Here is a 14,734-nt window from a genome sequence, read left to right as displayed (position 1 = left end):
GCCTCGCGCCGAGCCCGCCGGCGCCGGCCGTCGCGCCGCGCGCCGCGCCGGACGAGGACCCCTACGCGCCGCTCGGCATCCGCGCCGGCGCGCTGACGCTGCGCCCGGCGCTGACGCAGTCGCTCGGCTGGGACAGCAATCCGGAGCGGGTCGATGCCGGCGCCAAGGGCCGTGCGCTCTCGCGCACCGAGGGCGTGGTGACGCTCGAGAGCGACTGGTCGCGTCATGCGCTGACCGGCTCCGCCCGCGGCACCTGGGACGCTTATCGCGGCGGCGACCCGGAGCCGCGCTTCGGGGGCGCCGCGGACATCGGGCTTCGTCTCGACATCGGCCGCGACAGCCCGCTGACGCTCGGCGCGAGCGCCGCCACCGCGACGGAGCGGACCGGCTCACCCGAGCTTCCCGGGGACGTCGCCGACGGACCGCAGACGTCGACGCTGGCTGCCAGCGCAGCCTTCGACACCCGTTTCAACCGGCTCGCGCTCGGCCTGCGCGGCGGCGTCTCGCGCACGGTGAACGACGACGCGACGCGGCTCGACGGCACGCGGCTCGACCGCTCCGGGGAGGACGTCACCGAGACGAGCGCGGCCCTGCGCGTCGGCTGGGAGATATCGCCGCGCCTCGTGCCCTTCGTCGAGGCCGAGATCGACCGGCGCCGCTACGACGAGGCGGGGACGGACCGCGATTCGATCGGGCGCACGGGCCGCGTCGGCGCATCGGTGGAGATCACGCGGCTCCTCGCGGGCGAGGTCTCGGCCGGCTGGCAGGTGCGGTCCTACGAGGACGCCGCCCGGCGCGAGGTCGACGGGACCGTCGCCGAGGCGCGGCTCGTCTGGACTCCGACGCCGCTCACCACGGTGACGCTCTCCGGCGAGAGCCGTCTCGCCGAGACGACGGTCGCCGGCGCGCGCGCCGCCGAGGCCCGCCGCGCCGGCCTCGCGGTCTCGCATGCCGTACGTCGCAACGTGATCCTCGACGCGGCGCTGACGCTCGCGCGCACGGACTACCCCGGCAGCACGCTCTCGGAGGAGCTGCTCACGGCCAGCGCCGGTGCCGAGTGGCGGCTCAACCGCGCGCTCGCGCTCACCGGCCGCTACACGCACGAGCGGCTCGAGTCGACAGCCGTGGGCGCGGACTACGTCGCCGACGTGGCGCTGATCGGGCTGCGAATCGCCCGCTGAGGGTTGCCAAGCGGCCTGCGCTTCGGCGAAGCTCGAGGCCTCGCGGGGAGGCGCGCCGAGCCATGAAGCTCCTGTCCCACCTGCTGACGCGCTTCGTGCGCGACGGCCGCCTCACGGTGATCGACCATCGCGGCGCGCGCCATGCGTTCGGATCGGGAGAGGGCGGTCCGGACGTGACCATCCGCTTCACGGACGCGGCGGTCGAGCGCGAGATCTTCCTCAATCCCGAGCTTCGCGCCGCCGAGGCCTACATGGACGGGCGGCTCGTCTTCGAGGCGGGCTCGGGGGTCTTCGACCTGCTGCGGCTGTTCTCGGTGAACCGCGCGGGGCTCGGCAGCCATCCCGTCCAGCAGGTGCTGCGCCGCTCCTGGAAGGCGCTGCGCGGCGTGCACCAGGCCAACCCGCTCGGGCGCGCGGCGAAGAACGCCAGCTCCCACTACGACCATCCCGCCTCCTTCTACCGGCTCTGGCTCGACGCGCGGATGGCCTATTCCTGCGCCTATTTCGAGCACCCCGAGCAGAGCCTCGAGGACGCCCAGCTCGCCAAGTTCCGCCACGTCGCCGCCAAGCTGAAGCTCGTGCCCGGCATGCGGGTCGCCGAGATCGGATCGGGCTGGGGCGGGCTCGCGATCTACCTCGCGCAGGTCTGCGGCGCGCGGGTGACGGCGATCAACGTCAGCCCGGAGCAGCTCGCCGCCTCCCGCGAGCGGGCCGAGGCCGCCGGCGCGGCCGACCGTATCATCTTCGTCGAGCAGGACTACCGCGAGCTCGAGGGCCGCTTCGACCGGGTCGTGTCGGTGGGCATGATGGAGCACGTGGGCGTCGCGCATTTCGACGACTACTTCACCGCGGTCGGGCGCCTGCTCGAGCCCGGCGGCTTCGCGCTCGTCCACGCCATCGGGCGGATGTCCCCGCCGGGCTCGACCGCGCCCTTCATCCGCAAGTACGTCTTCCCCGGCGGCTACGTGCCGGCGCTCTCGGAGGTGTTCGCGTCCACCGAGCGCACCCGCCTGTGGGTGGCCGACTGCGAGATCCTGCGGCTGCACTACTACTGGACCATCAAGGCCTGGCGCGAGCGCTTCGAGGCGGCGCGGGCCGAGGTCGTCGCGCAGATGGGCGAGCGTTTCGCGCGGATGTGGGAGTTCTACCTCGCCGCCGTCGAGCTCGGCTTCCTCGACGGCTCGAACATGGTGTTCCAGCTCCTCGTCGCCCATACCCGCGACGCGGTCCCCGTCCGGCGGGACTACGTGCTGGACGAGGAGCGCCGGCTGCGGGCGGCGGAGGAGGGGGCGGGGGCCTGAGGCCGCCGCCGCCGGCCACGCGAACGGCCCTTCGGGCCGGGAAGAGGCGGTTCATGCTTCAGGTCTTCTCGGGCGTCTGGGCGCTCCTGCTCGGCATCGTGCTGATCATGCTGGGCAACGGCATGCACTTCACGCTCATCGGGCTGCGGGGCGGGATCGAGGACTTCTCCGCGGCCGAGCTCGCCATCGTCACCTCGGGCTACTTCTTGGGCTTTCTCTCGGGTGCGCGCTACACGCCGGTGCTGATCCGCCGGGTGGGGCACGTGCGGGTGTTCGCGGCGCTGGGCAGCTTCATGTCGGCGGCTCTGATCTCGTTCCCGCTGCTCGCCGAGCCCTGGGCCTGGACGCTGCTGCGCATCCTCATCGGCTTCTGCATGTCGGGCATCTACGTGGCCGCGGAGAGCTGGCTCAACAACGCCGCGACCAATGAGACCCGCGGCAAGCTGCTCTCCGCCTACATGATTGCCCAGACGCTCGGCATCATCGGGGCGCAGGGGCTCTTGATGCTCGGGGATGCGGGAACGTCGGTGCTCTTCATCGGCGCCTCGATCCTCGTCTCGATCTCCTTCGCGCCGATCCTCCTGTCCGTCGCCCCGGCCCCGGTGGTGGAGGTCGCGCGGCCGATGCCGCTGCGCGCGCTCTTCTCGGGCTCGCCGCTCGGCACGGTCGGCATCTTCCTGCTCGGCACGGTGTATGCGACGCAGTCGGGCATGGGCGCGGTGTTCGGCAGCCAGATCGGGCTCGGCGCCCCCCAGATCGCGCTCTTCGTCGCCATGCTTTTCGCCGGCGCGCTGGTGCTGCAGTACCCGATCGGTTGGCTCTCGGACCAGATGGACCGGCGCAAGCTGATCCTCGCCGCCGCCACGCTCGGCGCCGGGTCGTGTGCGCTGGGCTTCGTCGGCGGCGGCGCGCCGTGGCTCCTGATGGGTGCGGCGTTCCTGGCGGGCGGGGTGACGACGCCGCTCTACGCGCTGCTCCTCGCCTACACCAACGACTTCCTCTCCGCCGACGAGATGCCCGCCGCCTCGGGCGCCCTCGTGTTCGTCTTCGGGCTCGGCGCGATCGCGGGTCCGCTCGTCACCGGCTGGGCGATGGAGGGGCTGGGCCCGTTCGCGTTCTGGCTCGTGCTCGGGGCGACCTTCGGGCTGATGGCGCTCTACGCCCTCTACCGCATGACGCAGCGCGCGATCGTGCCCGTCGAGGAGACCGCGAGCTACCTCGGCGTCGTGCCGACGACCTCGCCGGTGGCGGTGGAGGCGGCGGGGGCGTGGGCGGTGGAACAGCAGCAGGAGCAGGGCGCGGGGCCGGACACGAGCGGTGCACGGGAGGAGCCCGGAACGGAGGCGGACGGCCGATCCCGGGCCGGACCCGACGCGGCCCGCTCGAGCGGGTCGCGGTGACGAGGGTGTCGTCGCCGGCGCGAATGGCACGCCGCGCGGATGTCTCTCAACGATCGTCGCTCGCGAGAAGCTGCTTCAACAGACGATGCAGCTCCGGCAGGTCGCGGTTCACGACGGAGCTCAGGACGGCCGCGTTCAAGCCGAAGTACTGGTGCGTCACGACGTTGCGCAATCCGATGTAGGAGCGCCACGGAACCTCCGGGTGACGGTCCAGGAAAGCCGGCCGCAACATCCTGATCGCCTCGCCGATCTCGGTGAGCGCATTCTTCAGCGCCCGGAAGCGCACGTCGTCCTGCTCCGCCAGCCGTGCGATTCCCTCGGCATCGAGACCGCCCGCAATCCCGATAGCGGCTGCGCACGCCGCCTCGATGTCGGCGATGAGATCCGCAACCGAGCGCGCCATCAGAGCACGCGAACGGCTTCCGCGCGCAGGCGGACCTCGACGTCCGGAGGGAGCTCCTCCCAGCGCGTGACGTCGACCCGGCGACCGAGCCATTCCGTCAGGTCGTAGCCGACGCGCCCGATGTCGAGGAGGCTGACGACCATGTCCGCACGGAATGCGACGACCACGTCGACGTCGCTCGCCTCCGTCGGCTCGCCGCGGGCAACCGAGCCGAAAACCCACAGCCCCTCGACGCCGATCGCGCGCAGAGCGTCCGCGTGCTGCACCACGACCCTGCGAACCCAGCCCAAGTGCGGCACCGCGGGCGAGGGGGCGAGCGCCTGGGGGGCCATGTCGATCTCATCGGCGAGCTCGGCCAGCCGACGCTTGACGTCTTCCGGCAGCGTCTCGCGCGCCACCAGCGCCCGATGCGCGCCCGTCCGCACGAGGTCCTCCAGGCTCAGCAGCGCATAGCGCGGCGTGTCGTGGTGGGTGATGAAGACCGGCTCGCGCGAGGCCGTGCGCTGGACCTCGGCGGAGCGCCTCTGCAGATCGGCGGCGGTGACGACGGCCATGGGAGCCTCCTGGCTCGGAAAGTCTGTAAAATACAGATTCTCGCGCCCGCGCGCAATACGCGCGGCCTGCCGCGCACCGGATGACTCCACCCGCGCTTTCTGCTGTATGCTCCCCCCATGCGCTACCCCCCCGACCTGCTCGACGAGATCCGTGCCCGGCTTCCCGTTTCGGAAGTCGTGGGGCGGCGCGTGCAGCTGAAGAAGGCGGGGCGGGAGTGGAAGGCGCTGTCGCCCTTCAACTCCGAGAAGACGCCGTCCTTCTACGTCAACGACCAGAAGGGCTTCTACCATTGCTTCTCGTCGGGCAAGCACGGCGACATCTTCCGCTTCCTCATGGAGACCGAGGGCGTCTCCTTCCCCGAGGCGGTGGAGCGGCTCGCGGCGCAGGCCGGCGTCGCGCTGCCGACGCCCGACCCAGCCGATCGGGAGCGCGAGACCCGGCGTGCGGGTCTCGTCGAGGTGGTGGAGATGGCCGCCGCCTTCTTCGAGGCCGAGCTGAAGGGTCGACGCGGCGGCAAGGCGCGGGAGTACCTCGCGCGCCGCGGCATCGACGAGGCGCTGCAGGCCCGCTTCCGGCTGGGCTACGCGCCCTCCGACCGCTTCGCGCTGCGCGACCACCTCGCCGGGAAGGACGTGCCCGCAGAGCTGATGGCGGAGGCGGGGCTCCTCGTCACGGGCGAGGACGTCAACGTCCCCTACGACCGCTTCCGCGACCGGGTGATCTTCCCCATCACGGACCTGCGCGGGCGCGTCGTCGCCTTCGGCGGGCGCGCGCTGCAGGCGGACGTGCCGGCGAAGTACCTGAACTCGCCCGAGACGCCGCTCTTCCACAAGGGCGCGATGCTCTACAACGCGCACGCCGCCCGCAAGGCGGCGCACGATCGCGGCACGTTGGTCGCGGTCGAGGGCTACGTCGACGTCATCGCCATGTCGGCCGCGGGCTTCCCGCACACGGTGGCGCCGCTCGGCACGGCGCTCACCGAGGAGCAGCTCGGCCTCCTGTGGCGCATGGCCGACGAGCCGATCCTGTGCTTCGACGGCGACAAGGCCGGCCGCCGCGCCGCCTTCCGCGCGCTAGACGTGGCGCTCCCGAACCTGCCCGTGGGCAAGTCGCTGCGCTTCGCCATCCTGCCCGAGGGGCAGGACCCGGACGACCTCGCCCGCGCGGGGGGCGCGGCGGCGATCGAGCGGGTGCTGTCGGCGGCGCTGCCGCTCGTCGAGGTGCTCTGGGCCCGCGAGCTCGAGGCCGGCCCCACCGACACGCCCGAGCACCGCGCGGCGCTCGAGCGCCGGCTGTTCTCGGCGGTGCGCACGATCAAGGACGAGACGCTGCAGCGCTATTTCCGCGAGGATGTCGAGACCCGGCTCGCGGCCGTCTTCGGCGCGGTGCGGCGCGGGCGGAGCGGAAACGAGGGGGGGCGTGGAGGCGGGCAGGGGCGGGGATGGGGCGGTGGCGCCGGCCGGGGAGGGACGATGCGCGCAGGGCGCTTCGAGGAGCGCGCGGGCGCGCGCCTGCCGAGCGGCTTCCGCCCGAGCCCTCATCTCCTGCGCACGCGGCTCTTCGCGCCGGGGGAGGGCGAGGCGCAGCCGCCGCACCCGCGCGAGGCGGCGATCCTCGCCGCCTTCGCCACCCACCCCGCGCTGCTCGAGGAACAGGCCGACATCCTCGCCGAGCTCGACTTCGCGAGCCCGGAGGCGACGGCGCTGCAGCGCGGGCTCGTCGACTGCGCCGCGCGCCACGACGCGCCGACCCCGGAGGTGATCGCCGCGCGGCTGGCGCGCGCTGGGCTTTCGCGGACGCTCGAAAGCGTGTACGAGCGCATCGTGCCGGGGCTGCGCTGGATCGGCGACCCGCTCGCGGACCCCCTGCGCGTGGAAGACGCCGTTCGGCAGGCCATCCACTTGCATCGCCGTGCGCACACGCTACATACCGAGCTTCGGGCGGCCGAGCGGGCTCTCGCCGAGGACGACAGCGAGGCGAATCTCGCGTGGTTGCGCGAGGTCCGTGCGCAGCTGTCCTCTCTCGAGGGCGCCGAGGCCCAGCGCGACGACGCGTGAGCGCGGCGAAGAACGAGACCCTCCGGCGCGGCGGCCGAGACGGGCGAGACGAAGACGACGCGGGAAGTCGCGCGGGGCGTGCGGTTTCCATGGTTAACGGTTCGAAAAGGCGATGCGTGTTCGATGGCCGATGCCCGAGGGGCGCTCGGCGCGGAGCGCGAGGCCGCGACGCGTGAGCGGGACGCGTAGGATAATCAATGGCGACGAAGACGACTGAAACGACCGACACGGCTCCCGAGCAGCAGTCGGACGGTCCGCTCCTCGACCTCACGGATGCGGCCGTCAAGCGGATGATCAAGGCCGCGCGCAAGCGCGGCTGGGTCACCTACGACGAGCTGAATGCGGTTCTGCCGCCCGACGAGTTCTCGTCGGAGCAGATCGAGGACGTGCTCGGCCAGCTCTCCGAGATGGGCATCAACGTCGTCGAGAGCGACGAGGCCGAGGGCGAGCAGCAGGGCGAGGAGGCCGAGGAGGAAGCCGAGGGCGGCGACCTCGTCGAGGCTTCGCAGGCCCGCGCCGTCGTGGCGCGTCCCGAGACGGCCGCGAAGGAGCCGACCGACCGTACCGACGACCCCGTGCGCATGTACCTGCGCGAGATGGGCTCGGTCGAGCTGCTCTCGCGCGAGGGCGAGATCGCCATCGCCAAGCGCATCGAGGCCGGTCGCGAGGCGATGATCGCGGGACTGTGCGAGAGCCCGCTGACCTTCCAGGCGATCATCATCTGGCGCGACGAGCTCGTCGAGGGCCGGGTGCTCCTGCGCGACATCATCGACCTCGAGGCGACCTACGCCGACCCGGACGGACGCGGCGCCGATCGCAGCGCCGAGGACGGCGGGACCGAGGGCGGCGACGAGGCCGAGGGCCGCCAGGACGCGGAGGCGCAGCGCGCCAACGGCGCCGGCACGACCGCGGGCGTCCCCAACGGCGCGCCGCACGAGCCGCCGTCCGGCGCGCCCGAGGGCGACATCGACGACGACGACATGGAGAACAACGTCTCCCTCTCCGCCATGGAGAGCGAGCTCAAGCCGCGCGTGCTGGAGACGTTCGACAACATCGCCGACAACTACAAGAAGCTTCGCCGGCTTCAGCTGGAGCACGTCGAGCAGCGGCTGCAGAACTCGCAGCTGACGCCCTCGCAGGAGCGCAAGTACAAGAAGCTCAAGGACGAGATCGTCGCCGACGTGAAGTCGCTGTCGCTGAACCAGAACCGCATCGACGCGCTGGTGGAGCAGCTCTACGACATCAACAAGCGGCTGCTGTCGTTCGAGGGTCGGCTGATGCGCCTGGCCGAGAGCTACGGCGTCGGACGCGAGGACTTCCTGCGCAACTACCAGGGCCACGAGCTGGACCCGAAGTGGCTGCTGCGGGTCTCCAAGCTCGGCGGGCGCGGCTGGCGCGACTTCTCGGCCAACGGCAAGGACAACATCCACGCGCTGCGCGACTCGATCCAGTCGCTGGCCTCCGAGACCGGGCTCGAGATCTCCGAGTTCCGCAAGATCGTGCACATGGTGCAGAAGGGCGAGCGCGAGGCCCGCCAGGCCAAGAAGGAGATGATCGAGGCCAACCTGCGTCTCGTGATCTCGATCGCCAAGAAGTACACCAACCGCGGCCTGCAGTTCCTGGACCTCATCCAGGAGGGCAACATCGGCCTGATGAAGGCCGTCGACAAGTTCGAGTACCGCCGCGGCTACAAGTTCTCGACCTACGCCACGTGGTGGATCCGGCAGGCGATCACCCGCTCGATCGCCGACCAGGCGCGCACGATCCGCATCCCCGTGCACATGATCGAGACGATCAACAAGATCGTGCGCACCTCGCGCCAGATGCTCCACGAGATCGGCCGCGAGCCGACCCCCGAGGAGCTGGCCGAGAAGCTCGCCATGCCGCTCGAGAAGGTCCGCAAGGTCCTCAAGATCGCCAAGGAGCCGATTTCCCTCGAGACGCCGATCGGCGACGAGGAGGATTCGCACCTGGGCGACTTCATCGAGGACAAGAACGCGATTCTGCCGATCGACGCCGCGATCCAGTCGAACCTGCGCGAGACGACCACCAGGGTGCTCGCCTCGCTCACGCCCCGCGAGGAGCGCGTCCTGCGCATGCGCTTCGGCATCGGCATGAACACCGACCACACGCTGGAAGAGGTCGGCCAGCAGTTCTCGGTGACCCGCGAGCGCATCCGCCAGATCGAGGCGAAGGCGCTCAGGAAGCTGAAGCATCCCTCGCGCAGCCGGAAGCTGCGGAGCTTCCTGGACAACTGATTGGGCCGTGAGGTCCGGTGGAGATGGGGGACGCCCGCGGGTGATGAGCCGCGGGCGTTCGCGTTCTTGCTTCAAGCGTCTCTCAGCAGGTGCCGGCCCGCATCCATCCGTTCGTGGATGATGCGCAGGACGTCGACATACTCGTCGGTCCGTCGGTAGTAGGCGATGTGGGAGCCGACCTTCATCCGCCAAAGCTCTGGTGCGATGTCCGTTCGTCTGCTCCGGCGACGTCCGGCCGCCTCGCTCTCCAAGACGGCGGCGATAGACCGAACGTAGTCTTCGGCTTGAGCGTCTCCCCACCTCTCAATTGTATATCGCCGTATGTTCATCAAATCGCGGTCCGCTTTCGGCCGAAAGCGGACCCGGCTCATCGATCTTCCCGGCGCGCGCGCTCGAGGAACTCCTCCACGTCGAACGGCTCCGGCTCGCCGCTCGCCTCCCCTTCCGCGATCGCCTCCCGCAACGCCTTGATCCGCTCCGCGTCGGCGAGCAGCGCCAGCGCCTCGCGCACGGCGTCGGACGGGGAGGCGAAGCGGCCTTCCGCCACGGCCGCATCGATGAAGGCGGCGTCGTCCTCGGAGAACTCGATCGTCTTGTGAACGGTCATCGCGGGTTTCTCCTCACGGGCTCATCCTGCCTCGGCAGCATCGGTGTCGCAAGCGGCGGCCTTGTCTCGTATGGCATAATGCTCTACAATCTATGCCAATTGAAAGGGCCGTTCATGCCGCAGCCTCTGCCTTGTATGCCGGAAGAGACGCCCGGCTCCCCCGCCGTCACGCAGGAGGAAGCCACCGCCATGCTGCGGGCGGCGTTCAACCTGTTTCGGCTCTGGGGGCTGTCGGACGCGCAGGCGCGCATCCTGCTCGGGCAGCCGAGCCCGTCGACTTTCTATCGCTGGAAGCGCGGCGAGATCGGCACCATCCCGCACGACACCGCCTGGCGGCTCGGCGACCTGATGGGGATCCACAAGGCCCTGCGCTACCTCTTTGCCGACCCGGCGCGCGGCTATGCCTGGATCGCCAAGCCGAACGTCGCCTTCGGCGGCCGGTCGGCGCTCGATCGCATGCTCGCCGGCGCGCCGAGCGACGTCACGGCCGTGCGCGCCTACCTCGACGCCGAGCGGGGCGGCTGGTGACGGCGCCGGCCCTCGTCGCGGTGGACTGGCCGACGAGCCACCGCATCATCCGCACGATCTACCCGCCGGTCTGGCTGTTCGAGGACATCGCCGATCCGGCCGACTGGGACCTCATCGCACGCGCGGAGGCGAAGACGAACCCGCGGGTGCGCGACGAGATCGGGGAGATTTCCCTCGTGCCGCCGGAGCGGCGGGTGTCGGGGCCGACGGCGAGCCTCGTCATGGGGGCGTTCACCCATTGCTCGCCCGACCGGCCGGGCCGGTTCTCGGACGGACGCTTCGGCGTCTGGTACTGCGGCGCGGTGTTCGAGGTGGCCCTGATGGAGACCGTCCACCATTTCGCACGCTTCATGCGGGCGACGGACGAGCCGTCCGGCGACGCCCTCCATCGGGAGCTCGTCGCCGGGGTCGGCGGGAGGCTGGCGGACCTGCGCACCGGCTTCGACGACTGCCTCGCGCCCGACGACTGGCGCGCCGGCCAGACGCTCGCCGCCACCCTGCGCGCGGACGGGGCCGACGGCGTGCTTTACCCGAGCGTGCGCTACCCGCAGGGGCTCGCGGTCGCGCTGTTCTGGCCGGATCGCGTCCGCCTGCCGGTCACGCAGGCGCGGACGCTCCAGTATCGCTGGGACGGGCGCGCGGTGACCCGCTACTTCGTCATCGGCGAGGAGGCCTGGCGCCCGCTGCCCGATGCCGGCTGAGCGCCCCTCACCGCACCGTGAGCCCCTCGATCGCGCCCACATTGCGCCCGCCGGTGTCGTCCGCGTCGGAGGCGACGGCGATGCCCACCAGCACGCCGGGCTCCTCGCCGAAGGCGGCGCGGTGGTCGGCGGCGAGATCGACCTCCTCGGTGAGCCAGGTGCCCGTCTGGGCGCCCGCGGGGCGGCGGATGAGGTAGACGCCGCGGCCGCGGGTGTAGGGGTTCTCGACGACGTCCCCGCGCGTGCCGTCACCGCCGAAGACGTAGACGAGGAGCCGCCCCCGGCCGGAGAGCAGCAGGGAGCGCATCCCCGTGCGACCGGCCTCGGCCGCGGCGCGGTCGGCCTCCGGCGCGAAGGCGAAGTAGAGCGCGAGCGCGCGGTCGTCGCCGCCGCGTCGGCCGAGATCGGTCGGCGGCGGACCGGCATCGACGCGCCAGCGCCAGGCGGCGCGGGTGGCGTCGAGCGCCGCCGCCGGCACGCGCGCGGCCAGCACCGAGGAGCTGCGCTCGGCGACGACGGTGAGGCGGTCCGGCCCCTCCGCGGCGTAGGTGGTGGCGGGGATGCCGCGGAAGGCGATCTCCTCCCAGCCGGCGGCCGCGAGGCTCGGGCCGAAGGGGATCGGCACCTGCCCGGCGGCGGGGGCGCAGAGCGCGAGGAAGGCGGCGGCGGCGAGGAGGGTCTTGCGGATCATGGCGGCTCCGGATCGGTTCGGCGTCGCGCGAAGCTACGACGCGACCCCGGCGCGGGGCTCATGACATCGGCTCACGAAGCCGCGAGCGGTGCGCGACCGCGGAAGCGGCGGCGATAGGCGCCGGGGCTCGTGGCCAGCCGCGTGCGGAAGTGGTGGCGCAGCGTGGCGAGCGTGCCGAAGCCGCAGGCGGCGGCGACGTCGTCGAGGGCGGCGTCGGTGGTCTCGAGCAGCGCGCGGGCGCGGGCGAGGCGCTCGAGCACCAGCCACTCGCCCGGCGGATGGCCCGTCGTCGCCTCGAAGCGGCGCTGGAAGGTGCGCGCGCTCATGCCGGCCGCGCGCGCCATGGCGGCGATGCCGTGGGGCCGGTCGAGGGAGGCGCGCACGGCGTCGAGCAGCGGGCCGAGCCGCGCGCCCTCGCGGGCGCGGGGTACCGGCGCCTCGACGAACTGCGCCTGCCCGCCCTCGCGATGCGGCGGCACGACGAGGCGGCGCGCGACGCTGCTCGCGGCGGCCGCCCCGAAATCCCGGCGGACCAGGTGGAGGCACAGGTCGATGCCCGCTGCGCTGCCGGCGGCGGTGAGGATCGAGCCCTCGTCGACGTAGAGCACGTCGGGCCGCACCACGAGGTCCGGGTAGGCGTCCGCGAGGGCGCGGGCGTAGCGCCAGTGCGTGGTGCAGGCGCGCCCGGCGAGCAGGCCGGCGGCGGCCAGCACGAAGACGCCCGAGCACAGCGAGAGCACCCGCGCCCCGCGGGCGTGGGCGCGCCGCAGCGCATCGCGGATCACCTCCGGCACGGGCGCGTCGACCCCGCGCCAGCCGGGCACGACGATCGTCCCGGCCGTCTCGAGCAGTTCCCGCCCGCCGTCGCACAGGACCCGCACGCCGCCGGCGGCGCGCAGCGGCCCGGGCTCGGTGGCGCAGACGGCGAAGCGGTACCAGTCCTCGCCCATCTCCGGGCGGGGCAGGCCGAAGATCTCGACGGCGACGCCGAACTCGAAGGTGCACAGGCCGTCGTAGGCGAGCGCGACCACGAGCCGGCTGTCGGGCGGGGAGGGGCGACGCGGGAGGGAGGGGGTGCGCGCGTTTGGCATGATCTCGACGCTAGTCGGCGATCGTGCCGCTCGCAAGCGGGCGGCCGGCGGTGGAGGATCGCTCCGGGTCCACACGCACCCGGAGCAGACGCCATGCCGACCGAGGTCACCGCCGTTCCCGCCGCCCCCTCCGACCAGGCCGAGCGCCACTACGCGGCGAAGCTCGCCTTCGAGACCGACTGCGACGACGTCCATGGCGCGCTCGCCGCGGGCACCGCCGATTTCGCCCTCTTCGACGTGCGCGGCGCGAGCGCCTACGCCCGCGGCCACGTGCCGGGTGCGGGCCATCTGCCGCGGCGCGAGATCTCGGCCGAGCGCCTCGCGGCGATCCCGCCGACGACGCTCCTCGTCGTCTACTGCGCGGGGCCGCATTGCAACGGCGCCGACAAGGCCGCGCTCGCGCTCGCACGCCTCGGGAGGCCGGTGAAGATCATGATCGGCGGCGTCACGGGCTGGCGCGACGAGGGCTTCCCGCTCGCAGGCGGCACGGCGCAGGGCACGCTCGTGGAGGTGTGAGCAGGGCTTCCGAATCGATCGTCGGTCGGCTTACCCTGGGTCGTAACCTGGGAGGGCCTCGTCATGAATCCGCTGATCGCGCTGGCCTTGCAGCTCGTGCCCGACGCCGCACGGGCCTTCGCGGGAGGCAAGGCCGGTGACGTCGCCGCCTCGGTGAGCCGGGCGGTCGCCGAGGCGGCGGGCACGTCGGACGCGCAGGCGGCGCAGATCGCGCTGGCGCAGGACCCGGCGAAGCTCGCGGACTTGCGCATCAAGCTCGCGCAGATCGCGGCGCAGGCGGAGAGCGACCGGCGCGCGGACGACCTGGCCGACACCGAGAGCGCCCGCGCCACCTTCGCCGAGCTCGCCAAGGCGGGGAACGCCGTGGGGCTCGCGCCGGTGATCATCTCGGTGATCGTGACGGTGGGCTTCTTCGTCATGCTGATCTGGCTCCTGGTGCGCGAGCCGACGCTGACCACGGATTCCGCGGTGCTCCAGCTGATCAACATCACGATCGGCGCGCTCACCGCGGCCTTCGCGACGGTGGTGAACTTCTGGCTGGGCTCCTCGCACGGCTCGCGCATCAAGGACCAGATCTCGGCGACCCTGCAGGCGCAGGCCGCCGGCAGCGGCGCGAGGCAGGTGAGCGCCGCGCTCGGCGCGCATTCGGCGCGCATCGAGGCGGCGGTGCAGGCCTTCCAGGCGGCGACGCAGAAGCCGGCGCAGGCGCCGGCACCCGCGCCGGCGTCCGCAACGGCGGATGCCGACCGGCGCTTCGACGCGTGCGTGACGATCGTGCTCCAGCTCGAGGGCGGCTACGTGGACGATCCGCGCGATCCCGGCGGCGCCACCAACATGGGGATCACGTTGAGCACCCTGCGCGACTGGCGCAAGGACCCGAGCCTGGGGCCCGACGACGTGAAGGCGCTGACCGAGACCGAGGCGAAGGCGATCTACCGGGCGAGCTACTGGAACCCGATGCAGTGCGACGGCCTGCCGGCGGGCGTCGACCTCAGCGTGTTCGACTTCGGCGTCAACGCCGGCCCGAGCCGCTCGGTGAAGCTGCTCGAGAGCCTGGTCGGCACGACGCAGGACGGCGTCATGGGCCCGCAGACGCTCGCCGCCACCGCCGCCCAGGACGCCCCCGACCTGATCCGCCGCTTCGCCGACGGGCGGATCGCCTACTACAAGTCCCTCTCCGGCTGGGATCGCTACGGCACCGGCTGGACGAACCGGACCAACACGGTGGAGAAGGACGCGCTGGCGATGGCGAGGGCGTGAGGCGCCTGTGGGCCGGGCCGCAGCGCCGACGGCACGCGATCGCGCGCTCCCCTCTCCCTCGTGGCAAGTCGATTCGCACATCTGCGGCACGTCGGGTCGAACGACGAACCCCGCGGGGCAGGGCGCAGGTCTTCCCCTACAGGATTCCTCTGCGAAACGGCGTTGTCCGCCGCCGTCGGCTCTCG

At 72.2% G+C, this 14,734-nt stretch carries 15 protein-coding genes; 9 read left to right on the top strand and 6 right to left on the bottom strand.

Features of this window, described 5'->3' with window-relative positions; translation table 11 throughout:
- The 3 genes from ACTZWW_RS21455 to ACTZWW_RS21445 form a co-directional block, all read left to right on the top strand.
- A partial coding sequence (locus tag ACTZWW_RS21455; protein ID WP_444783003.1) for an outer membrane beta-barrel protein occupies positions 1–1,181 on the top strand: 1,181 nt, incomplete at its 5' end.
- A 62-nt stretch (positions 1,182–1,243) separates the two neighbouring features.
- Entirely contained in the window at positions 1,244–2,482 is a 1,239-nt protein-coding gene (locus ACTZWW_RS21450) for a class I SAM-dependent methyltransferase (RefSeq protein ID WP_444783002.1), read from the top strand.
- A 53-nt stretch (positions 2,483–2,535) separates the two neighbouring features.
- On the top strand, positions 2,536–3,882 hold the full coding sequence (locus ACTZWW_RS21445; RefSeq protein ID WP_444783001.1) for an MFS transporter: 1,347 nt from the start codon (positions 2,536–2,538) through the stop codon (positions 3,880–3,882).
- Between the two features lie 46 nt (positions 3,883–3,928).
- Here the strand turns inward: ACTZWW_RS21445 and ACTZWW_RS21440 are convergent, their stop codons facing one another.
- Positions 3,929–4,285: a HepT-like ribonuclease domain-containing protein gene (locus tag ACTZWW_RS21440; protein ID WP_444783000.1), complete on the bottom strand. Its 357-nt coding sequence runs from the start codon at positions 4,283–4,285 to the stop codon at positions 3,929–3,931.
- Positions 4,285–4,839, bottom strand: coding sequence for a nucleotidyltransferase family protein (locus ACTZWW_RS21435; protein WP_444782999.1), 555 nt, complete (start codon positions 4,837–4,839; stop codon positions 4,285–4,287). The genes ACTZWW_RS21440 and ACTZWW_RS21435 overlap by 1 nt, the downstream gene beginning before the upstream one ends.
- 117 nt (positions 4,840–4,956) lie before the next feature.
- Here ACTZWW_RS21435 and dnaG point away from each other — a divergent pair, with 117 nt between their 5' ends.
- On the top strand, positions 4,957–6,897 hold the full coding sequence (gene dnaG, locus ACTZWW_RS21430) for a DNA primase (protein WP_444782998.1): 1,941 nt from the start codon (positions 4,957–4,959) through the stop codon (positions 6,895–6,897).
- Between the two features lie 197 nt (positions 6,898–7,094).
- Positions 7,095–9,155: an RNA polymerase sigma factor RpoD gene (gene rpoD / locus ACTZWW_RS21425; protein ID WP_444782997.1), complete on the top strand. Its 2,061-nt coding sequence runs from the start codon at positions 7,095–7,097 to the stop codon at positions 9,153–9,155.
- A 71-nt stretch (positions 9,156–9,226) separates the two neighbouring features.
- Here rpoD and ACTZWW_RS21420 read toward each other — a convergent pair whose 3' ends face one another.
- Together ACTZWW_RS21420 and ACTZWW_RS21415 are read right to left on the bottom strand one after the other, a co-directional pair.
- Positions 9,227–9,526: a type II toxin-antitoxin system RelE/ParE family toxin gene (locus ACTZWW_RS21420; RefSeq protein WP_444782996.1), complete on the bottom strand. Its 300-nt coding sequence runs from the start codon at positions 9,524–9,526 to the stop codon at positions 9,227–9,229.
- On the bottom strand, positions 9,523–9,762 hold the full coding sequence (locus ACTZWW_RS21415; protein WP_444782995.1) for a type II toxin-antitoxin system ParD family antitoxin: 240 nt from the start codon (positions 9,760–9,762) through the stop codon (positions 9,523–9,525). Before ACTZWW_RS21415 ends, ACTZWW_RS21420 begins: the two co-directional genes overlap by 4 nt.
- A 114-nt stretch (positions 9,763–9,876) precedes the next feature.
- Here ACTZWW_RS21415 and ACTZWW_RS21410 point away from each other — a divergent pair, with 114 nt between their 5' ends.
- Both ACTZWW_RS21410 and ACTZWW_RS21405 read left to right on the top strand, forming a co-directional pair.
- Positions 9,877–10,290 (top strand): MbcA/ParS/Xre antitoxin family protein, encoded by a 414-nt coding sequence (locus ACTZWW_RS21410; RefSeq protein WP_444782994.1) that lies wholly within the window; start codon positions 9,877–9,879, stop codon positions 10,288–10,290.
- The gene (locus ACTZWW_RS21405; protein WP_444782993.1) at positions 10,287–10,991 is read left to right on the top strand and encodes an RES family NAD+ phosphorylase; all 705 of its coding nucleotides are present in this window, start codon (positions 10,287–10,289) and stop codon (positions 10,989–10,991) included. Before ACTZWW_RS21410 ends, ACTZWW_RS21405 begins: the two co-directional genes overlap by 4 nt.
- A 7-nt stretch (positions 10,992–10,998) precedes the next feature.
- On the opposite strand, the gene ACTZWW_RS21400 is transcribed toward ACTZWW_RS21405, so the two are convergent.
- Positions 10,999–11,682: a DUF3047 domain-containing protein gene (locus tag ACTZWW_RS21400; protein WP_444782992.1), complete on the bottom strand. Its 684-nt coding sequence runs from the start codon at positions 11,680–11,682 to the stop codon at positions 10,999–11,001.
- Positions 11,683–11,753: 71 nt separating this feature from the next.
- Positions 11,754–12,773 carry a transcriptional regulator FtrA gene (gene ftrA, locus ACTZWW_RS21395; protein WP_444782991.1) on the bottom strand — a complete coding sequence of 340 codons (1,020 nt, stop codon included), beginning with the start codon at positions 12,771–12,773 and terminating at the stop codon, positions 11,754–11,756.
- 93 nt (positions 12,774–12,866) lie between these two features.
- On the opposite strand from ftrA, the gene ACTZWW_RS21390 reads away from it, so the two are divergent.
- Positions 12,867–13,289 carry a rhodanese-like domain-containing protein gene (locus tag ACTZWW_RS21390; protein WP_444782990.1) on the top strand — a complete coding sequence of 141 codons (423 nt, stop codon included), beginning with the start codon at positions 12,867–12,869 and terminating at the stop codon, positions 13,287–13,289.
- Positions 13,290–13,352: 63 nt separating this feature from the next.
- A complete protein-coding gene (locus ACTZWW_RS21385) occupies positions 13,353–14,549 on the top strand; it encodes a glycoside hydrolase family 108 protein (RefSeq protein ID WP_444782989.1) in 1,197 nt (398 codons plus the stop codon).
- Positions 14,550–14,734: the final 185 nt, after the last annotated feature.

Origin of the sequence: Salinarimonas sp. NSM, assembly GCF_052380005.1 — a bacterium.
In the GTDB taxonomy this organism is placed as follows: domain Bacteria; phylum Pseudomonadota; class Alphaproteobacteria; order Rhizobiales; family Beijerinckiaceae; genus Salinarimonas.
Note: the sequence above shows the minus strand (reverse complement) of the source record. Positions and strands in the feature narration are given on the sequence as shown.

Bases quoted from the DNA above. Each gene is read 5' to 3' on its own strand.
- ACTZWW_RS21450 (WP_444783002.1), top strand. From the start codon at position 1,244: ATGAAGCTCCTGTCCCACCTGCTGACGCGCTTCGTGCGCGACGGCCGC.
- ACTZWW_RS21445 (WP_444783001.1), top strand. From the start codon at position 2,536: ATGCTTCAGGTCTTCTCGGGCGTCTGGGCGCTCCTGCTCGGCATCGTG.
- ACTZWW_RS21440 (WP_444783000.1), bottom strand. From the start codon at position 4,285: ATGGCGCGCTCGGTTGCGGATCTCATCGCCGACATCGAGGCGGCGTGC.
- ACTZWW_RS21435 (WP_444782999.1), bottom strand. From the start codon at position 4,839: ATGGCCGTCGTCACCGCCGCCGATCTGCAGAGGCGCTCCGCCGAGGTC.
- dnaG (WP_444782998.1), top strand. From the start codon at position 4,957: ATGCGCTACCCCCCCGACCTGCTCGACGAGATCCGTGCCCGGCTTCCC.
- rpoD (WP_444782997.1), top strand. From the start codon at position 7,095: ATGGCGACGAAGACGACTGAAACGACCGACACGGCTCCCGAGCAGCAG.
- ACTZWW_RS21420 (WP_444782996.1), bottom strand. From the start codon at position 9,526: ATGAGCCGGGTCCGCTTTCGGCCGAAAGCGGACCGCGATTTGATGAAC.
- ACTZWW_RS21415 (WP_444782995.1), bottom strand. From the start codon at position 9,762: ATGACCGTTCACAAGACGATCGAGTTCTCCGAGGACGACGCCGCCTTC.
- ACTZWW_RS21410 (WP_444782994.1), top strand. From the start codon at position 9,877: ATGCCGCAGCCTCTGCCTTGTATGCCGGAAGAGACGCCCGGCTCCCCC.
- ACTZWW_RS21400 (WP_444782992.1), bottom strand. From the start codon at position 11,682: ATGATCCGCAAGACCCTCCTCGCCGCCGCCGCCTTCCTCGCGCTCTGC.
- ftrA (WP_444782991.1), bottom strand. From the start codon at position 12,773: ATGCCAAACGCGCGCACCCCCTCCCTCCCGCGTCGCCCCTCCCCGCCC.
- ACTZWW_RS21390 (WP_444782990.1), top strand. From the start codon at position 12,867: ATGCCGACCGAGGTCACCGCCGTTCCCGCCGCCCCCTCCGACCAGGCC.
- ACTZWW_RS21385 (WP_444782989.1), top strand. From the start codon at position 13,353: ATGAATCCGCTGATCGCGCTGGCCTTGCAGCTCGTGCCCGACGCCGCA.